At 63.1% G+C, this 14,194-nt stretch carries 11 protein-coding genes; 4 read left to right on the plus strand and 7 right to left on the minus strand.

Features of this window, described 5'->3' with window-relative positions:
• Window positions 1-34: 34 nt before the first annotated feature.
• Entirely contained in the window at window positions 35-214 is a 180-nt protein-coding gene (locus tag ACZZZU_RS06210) for a PA1571 family protein (RefSeq protein WP_463382321.1), read from the plus strand.
• Between the two features lie 93 nt (window positions 215-307).
• Here ACZZZU_RS06210 and pdxB read toward each other — a convergent pair whose 3' ends face one another.
• Window positions 308-1,438, minus strand: coding sequence for a 4-phosphoerythronate dehydrogenase PdxB (pdxB, locus tag ACZZZU_RS06215; protein WP_463550072.1), 1,131 nt, complete (start codon window positions 1,436-1,438; stop codon window positions 308-310).
• Window positions 1,439-1,664: 226 nt separating this feature from the next.
• Between pdxB and ACZZZU_RS06220 the strand changes: the two genes are divergently transcribed.
• Entirely contained in the window at window positions 1,665-3,062 is a 1,398-nt protein-coding gene (locus tag ACZZZU_RS06220; RefSeq protein ID WP_463550073.1) for an MATE family efflux transporter, read from the plus strand.
• Window positions 3,063-3,166: 104 nt separating this feature from the next.
• Here ACZZZU_RS06220 and tusA read toward each other — a convergent pair whose 3' ends face one another.
• Window positions 3,167-3,424, minus strand: a complete 258-nt coding sequence (gene tusA / locus ACZZZU_RS06225) for a sulfurtransferase TusA (RefSeq protein WP_122451156.1) — start codon at window positions 3,422-3,424, stop codon at window positions 3,167-3,169.
• A 22-nt stretch (window positions 3,425-3,446) separates the two neighbouring features.
• Window positions 3,447-4,502, minus strand: coding sequence for a 23S rRNA (cytidine(2498)-2'-O)-methyltransferase RlmM (gene rlmM, locus ACZZZU_RS06230; protein ID WP_463550074.1), 1,056 nt, complete (start codon window positions 4,500-4,502; stop codon window positions 3,447-3,449).
• Window positions 4,503-4,703: 201 nt separating this feature from the next.
• Here rlmM and acnA point away from each other — a divergent pair, with 201 nt between their 5' ends.
• Together acnA and ACZZZU_RS06240 are read left to right on the plus strand one after the other, a co-directional pair.
• A complete protein-coding gene (gene acnA, locus ACZZZU_RS06235; RefSeq protein WP_463550075.1) occupies window positions 4,704-7,445 on the plus strand; it encodes an aconitate hydratase AcnA in 2,742 nt (913 codons plus the stop codon).
• Between the two features lie 180 nt (window positions 7,446-7,625).
• Window positions 7,626-9,191, plus strand: a complete 1,566-nt coding sequence (locus ACZZZU_RS06240; protein WP_463550076.1) for a methyl-accepting chemotaxis protein — start codon at window positions 7,626-7,628, stop codon at window positions 9,189-9,191.
• Between the two features lie 223 nt (window positions 9,192-9,414).
• On the opposite strand, the gene ACZZZU_RS06245 is transcribed toward ACZZZU_RS06240, so the two are convergent.
• The 4 genes from ACZZZU_RS06245 to ACZZZU_RS06260 are packed head-to-tail and all read right to left on the minus strand — an operon-like array spanning window position 9,415 to window position 14,059.
• Window positions 9,415-10,182, minus strand: a complete 768-nt coding sequence (locus ACZZZU_RS06245; RefSeq protein ID WP_463550077.1) for a CHAD domain-containing protein — start codon at window positions 10,180-10,182, stop codon at window positions 9,415-9,417.
• Between the two features lie 12 nt (window positions 10,183-10,194).
• Window positions 10,195-12,189: a transglutaminase TgpA family protein gene (locus ACZZZU_RS06250; RefSeq protein ID WP_463382315.1), complete on the minus strand. Its 1,995-nt coding sequence runs from the start codon at window positions 12,187-12,189 to the stop codon at window positions 10,195-10,197.
• Entirely contained in the window at window positions 12,186-13,145 is a 960-nt protein-coding gene (locus tag ACZZZU_RS06255; protein ID WP_463552111.1) for a DUF58 domain-containing protein, read from the minus strand. The genes ACZZZU_RS06250 and ACZZZU_RS06255 overlap by 4 nt, the downstream gene beginning before the upstream one ends.
• Entirely contained in the window at window positions 13,142-14,059 is a 918-nt protein-coding gene (locus tag ACZZZU_RS06260) for an AAA family ATPase (protein ID WP_463550078.1), read from the minus strand. Before ACZZZU_RS06260 ends, ACZZZU_RS06255 begins: the two co-directional genes overlap by 4 nt.
• Between the last annotated feature and the right edge of the window lie 135 nt (window positions 14,060-14,194).

Below are 14,194 nucleotides of genomic sequence, written 5' to 3' on the forward strand. Positions count from 1 at the left end.
TATTGTCGGCACAACCCAGATGAGGAGACGAGCCATGAGCTTGCACACCCTGCATACCGCCGAACGCCGCGTACACCCGGTGCCACCCCAACACCCTGTCGGCGGCGCCGTGATTGACGCCCAAGGCCGGGAGATTCCTATTACCGAAGGCATGGTTCAACAGGCCTGCGAGAAGATGGAAGAAATTGCCTTGGGCGAGCCTAAGCCAGAGTAATCAGGGAAAGCCATCGAGGCTAAAGCCTCTCCTACAGACCACCGTGACCTGTGGGAGAGGCTTTAGCCTCGATTACCCCAACGCAATTTCCGTTTACACCAACGTCCCACCCAACGCCCGCACCACCTGCGCCAGCTCTGGCGCTTCGCCGCTTAATTTCACGTGCAAGCCATCAATTTCACGCCGCGCTGGGTAGTGTTTGCGCAAGGCGTCGAAGGCGCTTTTTCGTTCGGCGGCGTTGCCCGTCAGGCTGCGGCGAAAGTCGGCGTCGTCGCGACGCGGGTCGTAAATGGCGCGGCATAACGCGGCCAGCGCCACTGGCACAGAGGCCGTCGCATCCAGGCCGAACTCTGTCAGCCAATAAGGCGGCAACAGGTCGTCCAGTTGCACCCGTGGCGGCAGGTTGAAGTGCTGGCAGAACGCTTGGTAAATCTGCGCCGTGCCGCGCAATTTGCCGTCCAGGCTGTAGCCGGCGATGTGCGGTGTGGCGATCAGGCACAGTTCGGCCAAATCCGGGTCCACCTGCGGTTCGCCTTCCCATACATCCAGCACCGCTTCAAGGTCGTGCCTTTGTTGCAGCAGCTCGCGCAGGGCGGCGTTGTCGACCACGGCGCCCCGGCTGGCGTTGATGAGCCAGGCGCCAGGTTGCAACTGCGCCAGGCGCTCGGCGTTGAGCAAGTGACGCGTGCTGGCAATCAGCGGCGTATGCAGGCTGATCACATCGCAGCGCTGCATGATTTCTTCCAGGCTTACATAATCGCCGCCCTCCGCCGCCTGACGCGGCGGGTCACACACCAGCACCTGCCAACCGAGCCCGCGCAGCACGCCGACCAACCGCCCGCCCACCTGCCCGGCGCCAACAACGCCGTAGGTGCGCTGGGCCAGATCGACGCCACGCACCTCGGCCAGGCTGAGCAAACTGCCGAGCACGTAATCCACCACGCCGCGCGCGTTGCAACCCGGCGCGCTGGCCCAGCCGATGTGCTGCTCAGCGAAGTAGTCGAGGTCCAGGTGGTCGGTGCCGATGGTGCAGGTGCCCACAAAACGCACCTTGCTGCCTTCCAGTAACGCGCGGTTCACCTGGGTGACCGAGCGCACCAACAGCACATCGGCGCGCGCCACGCTGTCGCGGTCGAAGGCGCGTCCGGGCATGCGTTCGATCTCGCCGAACTCGGCAAAAAACTCGTCCAGCAGGGGAATATTTTCGTCGGCAAGAATTCGCATGACAGGCTCCAAAAGTCAGGCCGACATTCTAGGCCGTCAGGCGCTCAGGGGCGATCTTCAGATGGCATGGCGCTCGCGTGGGGCTCTTTCCTGACTGACGCGTCAAGGCGTAAACTCGCCGCTCCTTTGCAAGCTCTGACCTGGCGCAGCTCGCGCTTCAAGTCGTATGTCTCGGACAGAGCGAGTGCCCGGCCACCACTGCCGATACAGTGCGCACGTGATAAAAATGGACTGCCTCGTGATCGCCCGCGAATCCCGTTTCAACCGCTGCCTGCGCGAATTGCGCGCCCTGCTCGTTCTCGCCCTGCCCATCATGATTGCCCAGCTTTCGCATTCGGCGATGGGCTTTGTCGACGCCGTGATGGCCGGCCGCGTCGGCCCCCGCGACCTGGCCGCCGTGGCCCTGGGCAATTCGATTTGGGTGCCGGTTTATTTGCTGATGACCGGCATCTTGCTGGCCACCACGCCGAAGGTGGCGCAACGCTTTGGCGCCGGCCAGGAGCGCGACATCGGCGCGCTGGTGCGCCAGGCCTTGTGGCTGGCCGCGGCGGTCGGCATTGCGGCCGGCATCGTGCTGTGGAATGCCGAGCCGGTGCTGCGCTTTATGAATGTCGACCCCGAACTGATCGGCCCGAGCATGGTTTACCTGTACGGCATCGGCTGCGGCATTCCCTCGGTGGCGCTGTATTACGTGCTGCGCTGCTTCAGCGATGGCCTGGGGCGCACGCGGCCGAGCATGATGATCGGGCTGTTCGGCCTGCTGCTGAACGTGCCGCTCAATTACATCTTCATATACGGTCACTTCGGCCTGCCCGCGCTCGGCGGTGCCGGCTGCGGCTGGGCCACGGCGGTGGCGATGTGGTGCATGTTCTTCGCCATGCTCGGCTGGGTGCGCTGGGCGCCGGTGTACAAGACGGCAGGGCTGTTCAGTCATTTCGAATGGCCGCGCTGGGACGTGATTCAGCGCCTGCTCAGCGTCGGCCTGCCGATTGGCATCGCCGTGTTTGCCGAGTCGAGCATCTTTGCCGTTATCGCCTTGCTTATCGGCAGCCTGGGCGCCGATGTAGTCGCCGGCCACCAAGTGGCGCTCAACTTCAGCTCGCTGACCTTCATGATTCCTTATGCCCTGGGCATGGCCGTGACCGTGCGCGTCGGCCATTCCCTGGGGGCCGGCGATCCGCGCCAGGCGCGCTTTGTGGCCGGTGTCGGAATTCTCACGGCGTTGGCGTTTGCCTGCGTGGCCGCCGTGTTGATGCTGCAACTGCGCACCGAAATCGCCGGCATCTACAGCCGCGACACAGCCGTGATCCGCGTGGCCTCGGCGCTGATCGTGTTTGCCGCGCTGTACCAATTCTCCGACGCGGTGCAAGTGACCGCAGCGGGCGCCCTGCGCGGCTACCAAGACACCCGCGCGACCATGATCATGACCTTGTTCGCCTACTGGGGCATCGGCTTGCCCGTGGGCTACGCGCTGGGCCTGACCGACTGGTTCGGCGAACCCAGCGGGCCGAAAGGGTTATGGCAGGGATTGATCGTGGGCCTGACCTGCGCCGCCGTGATGCTCAGCATTCGGCTGGTGCGCAGCGCCAGGAAGCGGATACGGATTCATAACGCCAAGGCCTGAAGGTCTGGTGCGAACCTGTAGGAGCGGCTTTAGCCGCGATGCTTTTAAAGATCAAAAGCATCGCGGCTAAAGCCGCTCCCACAGGTGGCTCAACCCAACCTACGTCAGCCTTCAACCTTCTTACGAATCCAATACAGGTAAGTGCCCGCCTCTTCTTCCTGCTGAACCAGCTCATGCCCAAGAAACACGCAAAACTTGGGAATGTCGCGGCGGGTGGAGGGGTCGGTGGCGATCACTTTCAGCAGACCGCCAGCCGGCAGGTCGCGCACTTTGTTGTGCAGCATCATCACTGGCTCCGGGCAGAACAGGCCGGTGGCGTCGAGGGTGCCGTCCAGGGGCGCGGCGGGATCGAATTCAGGCATAAACAACTCCAGAAACGGGCGGCTATTTGCTTAGCCGGCGCAGGTGGCAGGTCACTTCTTCGCGGTCGTGGTAAAGCTGTTTGCAGCTGATGCTGGCTTTTACGCCACGGGCTTTGAAGCCCTCTTCAATACGTTCGAGCAAACGCTTCACTTCGGCGTAGCGCTGTTTCATCGGCAACTTCAGGTTGACCACCGCTTCACGGCAATGGCCTTCGCCAATCCAGGTTTCCAGCAAGGCGGCATTGCGCGCGGGCTTTTCAACGATGTCGCAGACCATCCAGTCCACCGGCTGCTTGGGCGTCCAGGTGAAGCCATCGACCATCAGGTGCTGCACCAGACCGGTGTCCATCAGGCTTTCGGCCATCGGGCCGTTGTCGATGGCGGTGACCAACATGCCACGGCGCACCAACTGATAGGTCCAGCCGCCAGGCGAGGCGCCCAGGTCAACGCCGGTCATGTCGCCGTTCAGGCGCTCGTCCCATTCTTCACGGGGAATGAACTGGTGCCAGGCTTCTTCCAGCTTGAGGGTCGAACGGCTTGGCGCCTCGCGGGGGAACTTCAAGCGCGGCACGCCGCCGGGCCAGAATGCCGAGTTGTTTGTTTCGGCCAGGCCGACAAACACTTCGCGGCCACTCTTGAAGGTCAGCAGCAAGCGCGGTTTGCGCGGGTCTTCCACCAGCCGGCCGGCTTTGCTGAGCGCGTTGCGCAGCGGCCCTTCGAATTTTTTGCAGAAGTTCGACAGTTCTTTGCCGTCATTGGTGTCGAGCACTTCCAGCCACAGGCTGCCGCACACGGGCAAGGCTTGCAGATGGGCGAGCAGCACGCTGATGCGGTCGGTTTCGGGCAGGTCGATAAAGTCGCCGCGCGCCCATTGCCGAGGGAAAATCAGCTGGGCAAAGCGCTGGCCGCGCATCAGCCGCTCGGGGCCGTCCGCTTCGGTGCAAATGAACTCGGCGTACGCGCTGCTGGCCTTGGCCTTGGCGTACCCGGCCACCTCTAGACGCGCGGCGTGGTCGCTTATTTCCGAGCACACCTCGCTTTCGAAACCGGGGCGGCAGTGCAGCAACAAAGTGGTCATCAGGCGTTCTCCTCAGGGCGCGCATGATAGCCGAGTTGGAACCGCAAGCGCTCAAGGGCAGTCAGTTGAAAGGTCCCTGGGCACCAAGCGAAAGCCGCTGCGCCAGCTAGGCTAGAGCTGTATGTGTGCGCCGCAACCGACTACGACGCAGGTCAACTGCGCACCGGGCCCCTACCGTGTAGCCCTATTTTGGAGATGAGCATGCCGTCCCTGAACAGTTTCAATAGCCGCCAGCGTTTGCAGGTTGGCGACAAAACCTATGACTACTTCAGCCTCCCGGAAGCCGCGAAAGCCTTGGGCAATATCGACAAACTGCCCATGTCGCTGAAAGTGCTGCTAGAAAACCTGCTGCGTTGGGAAGACGACAAAACCGTCACCCGCAGCGATGTGCAAGCCCTGGCCGACTGGCTGAAAAGCCGCAGCTCCGACCGCGAAATTCAATACCGCCCCGCCCGCGTGTTGATGCAAGACTTCACCGGCGTGCCCGCCGTGGTCGACCTCGCCGCCATGCGCGCGGCCATGGCCAAGGCCGGTGGCGACCCGCAGAAAATCAATCCGCTGTCCCCGGTCGACCTGGTGATCGACCACTCGGTCATGGTCGACAAATTCGCCGACCCCAGCGCCTTCGAGCAAAACGTGGAAATCGAAATGCAGCGTAACGGCGAGCGCTACGCTTTCCTGCGCTGGGGCCAGAACGCCTTCGATAACTTCAGCGTAGTGCCGCCGGGCACCGGCATCTGCCACCAAGTGAACCTGGAATACCTCGGCCGCACGGTGTGGACCAAAGAAGAAGACGGCCACACCTTCGCCTTCCCCGACACTCTGGTCGGCACTGACTCACACACCACCATGATCAACGGCCTCGGCGTCTTGGGCTGGGGCGTGGGCGGCATCGAGGCGGAAGCGGCGATGCTCGGCCAGCCGGTGTCGATGCTGATTCCCGAAGTGATCGGCTTCAAGCTCAGCGGTCAGTTGAAAGAAGGCATCACCGCCACCGACCTGGTGCTCACCGTCACGCAAATGCTGCGTAAAAAAGGCGTGGTGGGGAAATTCGTCGAGTTCTATGGCGACGGTCTCGCCACCCTGCCCCTGGCCGACCGCGCCACCATCGCCAACATGGCGCCCGAATACGGCGCCACCTGCGGCTTCTTCCCGGTGGACGACATCACCCTTGGCTACCTGCGGTTGTCCGGCAGGCCGGACGCCACCGTGGCGCTGGTCGAGGCCTACAGCAAAGCCCAGGGCCTGTGGCGTGAGCCGGGCCACGAGCCGGTATTCACCGACACCCTGGCGCTGGACATGGGCACCGTCGAAGCCAGCCTCGCCGGCCCCAAACGCCCGCAAGACCGCGTCGCCCTGCCCGCTGTGAGCAAAGCCTTCGACGACTTCCTCGGCCTGCAAATGAAACCAGCCAGCACCGAAGAAGGCCGCTTGCTCAGCGAAGGCGGTGGCGGCACCGCAATCAACGACGGCGCTAACGCTGGCGATGTGGCCTATGAATTCAACGGCGAAACCCACCGCTTGAAACACGGCGCCGTGGTGATTGCGGCGATCACCTCGTGCACCAACACCTCCAACCCCAGCGTGATGATGGCGGCCGGTCTGCTGGCGAAAAAAGCCGTGGAGAAAGGCCTGCAACGCAAGCCGTGGGTGAAGAGTTCATTGGCGCCCGGCTCGAAAGTGGTCACCGATTACTACGCGGCGGCGGGGCTGACCGAGTACCTCGACGCCCTTGGCTTCGACCTGGTCGGCTACGGCTGCACCACCTGCATCGGCAACTCCGGCCCGCTGCCCGAGCCCATCGAAAAAGCGATTCAACAAGCGGACCTCACCGTTGCTTCAGTGCTGTCCGGCAACCGCAACTTCGAAGGCCGCGTGCACCCGCTGGTGAAAACCAACTGGCTGGCCTCGCCGCCGTTGGTGGTCGCCTATGCCCTGGCCGGCACGGTGCGCACCAACCTCAGCGAAGACCCACTCGGCACCGGCAAAGATGGCCAGCCCGTTTACCTGCGCGACATCTGGCCAAGCCAGGCGGAAATCGCCGAGGCCATTCAGAAAGTCGACACCGCCATGTTTCACAAGGAATACGCCGAAGTGTTTGCCGGCGATGAAAAGTGGCAGGCCATTCAGGTGCCAGACGCGGACACCTACGCCTGGCAGAACGACTCCACCTACATCCAGCATCCGCCGTTCTTCGAAGCCATCGACCAGGCGCCACCGAAAATCGGCAACGTCGACAACGCGCGCATCCTCGCCCTGCTTGGCGACTCGGTAACCACCGACCACATCTCCCCCGCCGGCAATATCAAAGCCAGCAGCCCGGCCGGCCGTTACCTGCGCGACAAAGGCGTAGAGCCGCAAGACTTCAACTCCTACGGCTCGCGGCGCGGCAACCACGAAGTGATGATGCGCGGCACCTTTGCCAACATCCGCATCCGCAACGAAATGCTCGGCGGCGAAGAAGGCGGCAACACCCTCCACGTGCCCAGCGGCGAGAAGCTGGCGATCTACGACGCGGCCATGCGTTACCAGGAAGAAGGCACGCCGTTGGTGGTGGTGGCCGGTAAGGAATACGGCACCGGTTCGTCCCGCGACTGGGCCGCCAAAGGCACCAACCTGCTGGGCGTAAAAGCGGTGCTGGCGGAAAGCTTCGAGCGTATCCACCGCTCCAATTTGGTGGGCATGGGCGTGCTGCCGTTGCAGTTCCTCGAAGGGCAGGACCGCAAGGCCCTTGGCCTCACCGGCAAGGAAACCCTGAGCATCGGCGGGCTCGATAACGTCGAGCTGAAAACCTCGATGCGCCTGCCCATCACCCTCACCCGCGCGGACGGCAAACAGGAGCAATTCGAGGTGCTGTGCCGCATCGATACGCTGAACGAAGTGGAGTACTTCCGCGCCGGCGGCATTCTCCATTACGTGCTGCGGCAATTGATCGCTGCCTGACCCCGGCAGGCTCTAGCCGGCGGCGTTGCGCAGGGGGCGCAGCGCCGTTGGGCCCCGTGAAAACTGTGCGCCAGTTCAAATCTGGTTAAACTGCATCGGAAAGGGTTGTAGGAAAATTCTTCTCAACTTTGCCCGACAGCGGCCGATCAGAACGGCACGGACATTACGGATATTCGCCCCATGCGCAACAATCAGCCCGTCACTCAACGTGAACGTACTTTCCCCGCTCAGCAGCGTCTGATCTCCACCACCGACCTTAAAGGCGAAATCACTTACGCCAACGACGCGTTCGTGGAAATCAGCGGCTATTCCCGTGAGCAATTGGTGGGTTCACCGCACAACATGGTCCGTCATCCCGACGTGCCGCCGGCGGTGTTTGCGCATATGTGGACCACGCTGAAATCCGGTCGTCCGTGGATGGGCATTGTCAAAAACCGTTGTGCCAGCGGCGACCATTATTGGGTGAACGCCTACGTCACGCCGGTGCTGGAAAACAGCCAGGTCATCGGTTTTGAGTCGGTACGCGTCAAGCCCACCGCCGAACAAATCCGTCGCGCCGAGGCGCTGTACAAGCGCATCAACAGTGGCAGCGCCGCGGTGCCGGCGAGCAACGTGTGGCTGCCCGTTCTGCAGAACTGGGTGCCGTTCATTCTGATCAGCCAGATCGGCTTCGTGATGGGCGCCTGGCTTGATTTCCACTGGGGCTTCCTCGCCGCAGCGGCGCTTTCCGTACCGCTGGGCTTGCTGGGCCTGAACTGGCAGCAACGCGGCCTGCGCCGCCTGCTCAAACTCGCCGAACAAAGCAACTCCGACCCGCTGATCGCCACCATGTACACCGACAGCCGCGGCCCGCAGGCGCAGTTGGAACTGGCCATGCTCAGCCAGGAAGCGCGCCTGAAAACCTGCCTCACCCGCCTGCAAGACAGCGCCGAGCACCTGACCGAACAAGCGCGCCAGGCCGACACCTTGGCGCAAAACAGCTCCAAAGGGCTGGAACGCCAGCGCGTGGAAACCGAACAGGTGGCCACCGCCGTCAACGAAATGGCCGCCACCACCCTGGAAGTGGCCAGCAACGTGGCACGCACCGCCATCGCCACCCAGGAAGCCAACCGCCTGACCGGCGAAGGCCGCAGCATCGCCGGCGAAACCCGCGAAGCCATTCAGCGTTTGTCCGTTTCTGTAGGCGAAACCGGCGAAACCGTCACCCGCCTTGCGCAGGACAGCAACGAAATCGGCGGCGTGGTTGATGTGATCAAAGGCATCGCCGACCAAACCAACCTGCTCGCCCTCAACGCCGCTATCGAGGCCGCGCGTGCTGGCGAAATGGGCCGTGGTTTCGCCGTGGTCGCCGACGAAGTCCGCTCGCTGGCGCAACGCACCGCCGAATCAACCGGACAAATTCACCAACTGATCGCCAAGCTGCAACGCACCGCTGAAGAAGCCGTGCTGACCATGGAAATTGGCCGCAAGCAGGCCGACGAAGGCGTGGAACGTGTGCTTAAAGCCGACCAGGCATTGGTCGGCATCAGCGAAGCGGTGGCCAACATTGCCGACATGGCGGACCAGATTGCCGCGGCGGCTGAAGAGCAAAGCGCGGTGGCGGATGAGATCAACCAAAACATCACCACCATTGCCCAGTTGGCGGACCAGACGTCCGGGGAAGCGCAGAACACGGCGCAGTTGAGCCGGGAATTGACGGTGACGGCGCAGCGGCAGTCGGCGTTGGTGGAGCGGTTTAATCGGTAGGGTTGGGGTCTTTTTTGGGACTCTCGCCTTGCTTCATAGCGCGTTAGGCTTCAAATACTGGATTCCCGCTTTCGCGGGAATGACGGTGGTGGTTGAGCGGTACCTGTTCACCCTCACGAAAACCATACACCCGTCATTCCCGCGCACGCGGGAATCCAGTATCTGAAGCCAGGCGCGGTACGAAGCAAGGCGAACAAACGAAAACCCCGCGCCGTCGTGAAACCTACCCCCCAAACACCTTCCCCAACCCATCCAACGCCCCATCCGAACGCCCTTCAGCCTCAGCCAGCTCCGCCCGCCAAACCCCCACCAACGGCGCCAACTCCGCCTCCTGCTCCGCCCGCGCCAGCCATTGCAGTCGGTCATGCCACGCGCCTAGGGCATTCTGCGCACGCTTCAAGGCTTTCACCTGTTTGGCGGAAACCTCGACCAAGTCGGGGTACGTGTCGGCGCAGTAGCGAACCCGTTTGATCAAGATGCGCAGGCGATGCCTATCGTGAGCCGGGTCCGCCATCGCCGCGCTCAGCCGCTCGCTTTCCTTGCGTAGCTGGCGCGTGATGTAACCTTTCAAATTCTCCGGCGCCGCGTCATGCAAGGTGCGGCGAAAGAATGAGGGCCATAGGTCCAGCGCGTGCTGCAAGCGCATCGCCTCGGAGCTGCGCAGCAGTTGCTGGTACTGCGCCGGCAATTCGCGCTCGCGGCGGGCGACAACCGCCGCCATGCCCGGATGACGGCGCAACTCGGCCAGCAGCACTTCGCTGTCGCGCACCGGGCTGCTGCTGCGCCCCGCCGCCGCCGCGGCCGTCACCAACGGGTCGTGTTCAATGATCTTGCGAAACGGCCGCAACAGGCTGCGCAGCTTGCGTACGGCGATGCGCACGTCGTGCAGGGCTTCGTCATCGGTGGCGGCCGCCAGGCGCTCCCGGCTGGCGAGCAAATTGACTTCCAACTGCACAACCCGGGCGATCAGGGCATCGATAAATTCGGACATGGGCAACCTTATCTAGTCATCACGCTGCAACCAGCGCATCGGCAATGCGCGGCGCAAAGTTCGCAAGTGCTGCTGCAACTGTTCGGGCGCGACGGGCTTACCGCCATAGCGCTGCGCCTCAAAAGCATCGGCAAAAGCGCGAATGGGCTGCCCCTGTTCGGGCAATGCCAACGCGGCGCGCTCGGCAAATGCGCGCGCACCTTCGGCCGGCAAACGCCGAACACCGTGGCGGGCCAGCAGGCGTTCGAAGCGTTGATATAGGCGCTGCTGCACATCGCGCTCACGGCGCCAGGGTTTGAACAGCCACAGGGCAATCAGCGTCAACACCAACGCGCCGCCGCCGACCAAACCCAAGAGGAAATCGCGCGAATCAAGGCGACCAAACCAGCGCTGCAACACTTCCAATTGCGTGCCCTGCTGGTAATCCAACACCCAGCGTTCCCAGCCGTAGTTGAGGTTTTCCCAATTCAGGCGCAGTTGGTTGAGCCAGTTGATATGGCGGTAGCGCAACAGCGACAACGGTGTGCGCTCCAAAAAGCTTTGTTCATTTGCCAGCGCCTGCTCCAGGCCTTGCTCGATACGCTCCGGCGCCACCTGAAAGGTCGGATCGATCACGGTCCAGCCCACGCCCTCGCGCCAATACTCAACCCAGGCATGGGCATCGAACTGACGCACCTGAATGTAGTTGCCCGACGGGTTCAACTCGCCGCCCTGATACCCCGTCACCACCCGCGCCGCAATACCCGCCGCACGCAACACAAATGCCGTGGCGCCGGCGTAGTGCTCGCAAAAGCCGCGCCGCGTGGTGAAGAGGAAATCATCGATGCTGTTTTCACCCACTTCCGGCGGCCGCAGCGTGTAGAAGTACGGCTCGCGGTTGAAATGGCTCAGTACCGCTTGCACCCGCGCCTGCTCGTCCGGGAACTGCGCCTTGAGCTGCTGCGCCCATTCGCGGGTGCGCGGGTTGCCGTCGGCCGGCAGTTGCAAGGCACGGCGTAACGCCGGTTTGCTGGCCTGCGGTTCACGCAGCGCTTGTGGCCAGGAGGTCACGGTGTAGACCAGGGTTTTGTCGACCGGCCGGCCGCGCTCCAAGCGGTAGTCACTCATTAGCCGCGTGCGCTCAAGCTCAGTGGTGGCCAGGTCGAGCCCGAACAGCCAGGGCTTGCCACTCGCTTCCATGACGATGCGATAACGCAGCGGTTCGCCTACTCGCGTCCACGGCGGTGCGGGAGCCCAACGTACTTCCGAAGACTGCGACCAACGCCGGCCCTCGAATTTATCCAGCGTGAGTGCCCGCCAATACTGCTGACTACGCGGCGGTGGTGCGCCTTCGAAACTGGCGCGAAAGGCCAACGCATCAGAACGGCTCAGCTCAGCGATATCGTTCGGCGCCATGCTGTCCGACAGCCCGGTAATGGCGCGCTGATCGGGCATGGGCAGCGACCACAGCGGCCCGAAGCGAGGGAAAAACAGAAACAGCAGCAGCATCAGCGGCACGGCCTGCAGCAGCAAGCCGCCGGCCAGGCGCAGCGGCGGCCACGGGCTTAGTTGTAGCGGACTCTGTTGCAAGGCAATCAGCGCGGCCAGCAAGCCTGCCACCGGCAGCAAGGTGAAGGCCACGGTGGTCATCCGGTCGTCAAACAGGTACACCGTGACCACAGCAAAGAAGCCCAACAGGATCAGCACCAACGCATCGCGTCGGGTGCGCATTTCCACCAGCTTCAAAATAAACGCGGCGATCAGCAACACCACGCCAGCGTCCAGGCCAATCAGGCTGCCCCGCGATAAAAACACGCCGCCGACAATTCCAACCGTGAGTCCAGACTTCAGCCACGTCGCCGGAAACTGCGCACGCATGCGGTAAATCTGCACGCGCCAACCGGCGCACACCAGCCACAGGGCAATGATCCACGACGGCAAGTGTTCCAGGTGCGGAACGATGACCAGCACCTGCGCCACCAGCAGCCACAACAGGCTAATGCGCGGAATCGCTTGCGTGGCGCTCATCGCCCGCCCTCCCCGTATAGCGCCAGGGCGCGCAGGCACGCTTCGCGGTGGGTTTCGCCGATGTCCGGGCCATGCACCGAACCGGGCAAGCGCAAGGCAAAGGGCTGCTGACGCTCTGACAACGCCAGCACCCAGTGGCACAGCAGCGACAGGCGCATTTCACTGTCGCCTTGTAATTCGTCGAAATCCAGCCATAGGTCGCGCCCGGTCAGGCCGGCAAAATCCTTCACCAGCAAGCCTTGGCCACGGGAATAGGCCTTCCAGTGCAGACGCCGTTTCGAGTCGCCCGGCTGATAGGCCTTCAGGCCTTGGAAATCATCCGCACCCTGGCCAACGGCGCGGCCGCCGTCGTCGTCATCGTCGTCTTTGATACCCGCCACCAGCGGCAATTCGCCGGGTAACGGACGCGGATACACCAACAGCGCCTGGTCCAGGTCCACTTGGCTCCACGCCACCAATATGCCCAGCGGAAAGCGACTTTCCACCCGTAACCGGCCAGGTCGTAGCCAGCCCCGGCGGATGGCCGGCACGGTGATCTCACTTTCCGCGATGCCATTGGCCGCCACGTCGAAACGCTGCAGCTCCTGCGGTGGCCACCCCAGGGCGATGGACTGGTGCAGGCGGCCGTTGCTGCTCAGGCGCACCCGGAACGTGGCTTGCTCGCCGACGAACACCGGACGGCCCCCAGCCGCGTGCAGGGTCAGGCCAGCGAGGTTTCGGTAGGTATGAAGAATGGCGATCACGAACACCGCCGCGAGCAGAAAGGTCAGGCCATACGCCGGGCTGTTCTGATAATTGACCCCGGCCATCAACATCAAAAACAGCGCCAAGCCAAACGCGGCGCCGATGCGCGTGGGGATGATAAAAATCCGCCGTTGCGTCAGCAGCACGCTGTTGGCCGGTGGAATACGCCGGTGTAACCAGCGCTGCCAACGCTGCTTGAGCATCGCCATCAGAGCGCGGGCACTTCGCGCAGCAACCACTGCACCAACGCGCCGCCGCCGTGCCCGGCCGGGTCGGCACGCTCACGCAAACGGTGGCCCACCACGGAGGGCAACACTGCTTGCACATCCTCGGGAATCACATAATCGCGCTGCGCCAAGAACGCCCAGGCGCGCGCCGCCGCCAACAGCGCCAGGCTCGCCCGTGGCGACAACCCCCAGGCAAATTGCGGCTGAGTGCGCGTGGCTTCAACCAAGCGCAGCACGTAGTCCACCAGCGCATCGCTGGCGCGCACCTTGGGCACTTCGGCTTGCAGCTCGGCGAGTTGTTGATGACTGAGCACCGCATCCAAACGCGGCAACATCTCGCGCCGCGCTTCGCCGAGCAGCAGGGCCTTTTCCGCCGCCTTGGCCGGATAGCCCAACGACAAGCGCATCAGAAACCGGTCCAGTTGCGACTCGGGCAACGCAAACGTGCCGCCCTGGCTGACCGGGTTTTGCGTGGCAATCACAAAGAACGGCTCCGGCAGTGGCCGGGTCGCACCTTCGATGGTCACCTGCCCTTCCTCCATCGCCTCCAACAGCGCGCTCTGACTTTTCGGCGTGGCGCGGTTGATCTCATCGGCCAGCACCAACTCGGCAAAAATCGGCCCCGGATGGAACACAAAAAGGCCGCTGTCTTTATCAAAGACAGAGGTGCCGAGAATGTCGCCGGGGAGCAAGTCGGAAGTGAACTGAATGCGCTGAAAGTTCAAGCCCAGCACATTGGCCAGGGCGTGACTGAGGGTGGTTTTGCCCATGCCGGGCAAATCTTCGATGAGCAAATGGCCCCGCGCCAATAAGCAGGTCAGGGCCAGGCGAACCTGAGACTCCTTGCCGAGGAGGATTTGATTGACTGCATCCAGGCAGGCGTCGAGTTTGGTATGCATGCGTCACCCCGTTATCCACGAACCCCGGATGCTACCGGGGTGTGGCGCGATGGCAAAGGTGCTGCAAACTTTCCTGACGTATTTGCTCGCGCACTGTGCGCTCATGCCCATTCGGCTACGTGCCGATCCGCGGGT

It is taken from the genome of Pseudomonas sp. AC136, assembly GCF_979258585.1.

What these genes read in the sequence shown, in the direction of transcription:
- ACZZZU_RS06210 (WP_463382321.1), top strand. Translation starts at nt 35, where the DNA reads ATGAGCTTGCACACCCTGCATACCGCCGAACGCCGCGTACACCCGGTG.
- tusA (WP_122451156.1), bottom strand. Translation starts at nt 3,424, where the DNA reads ATGCCTGAATTCGATCCCGCCGCGCCCCTGGACGGCACCCTCGACGCC.
- ACZZZU_RS06245 (WP_463550077.1), bottom strand. Translation starts at nt 10,182, where the DNA reads ATGTCCGAATTTATCGATGCCCTGATCGCCCGGGTTGTGCAGTTGGAA.
- ACZZZU_RS06250 (WP_463382315.1), bottom strand. Translation starts at nt 12,189, where the DNA reads ATGAGCGCCACGCAAGCGATTCCGCGCATTAGCCTGTTGTGGCTGCTG.
- rlmM (WP_463550074.1), bottom strand. Translation starts at nt 4,502, where the DNA reads ATGACCACTTTGTTGCTGCACTGCCGCCCCGGTTTCGAAAGCGAGGTG.
- pdxB (WP_463550072.1), bottom strand. Translation starts at nt 1,438, where the DNA reads ATGCGAATTCTTGCCGACGAAAATATTCCCCTGCTGGACGAGTTTTTT.
- ACZZZU_RS06220 (WP_463550073.1), top strand. Translation starts at nt 1,665, where the DNA reads ATGGACTGCCTCGTGATCGCCCGCGAATCCCGTTTCAACCGCTGCCTG.
- ACZZZU_RS06240 (WP_463550076.1), top strand. Translation starts at nt 7,626, where the DNA reads ATGCGCAACAATCAGCCCGTCACTCAACGTGAACGTACTTTCCCCGCT.
- ACZZZU_RS06260 (WP_463550078.1), bottom strand. Translation starts at nt 14,059, where the DNA reads ATGCATACCAAACTCGACGCCTGCCTGGATGCAGTCAATCAAATCCTC.
- acnA (WP_463550075.1), top strand. Translation starts at nt 4,704, where the DNA reads ATGCCGTCCCTGAACAGTTTCAATAGCCGCCAGCGTTTGCAGGTTGGC.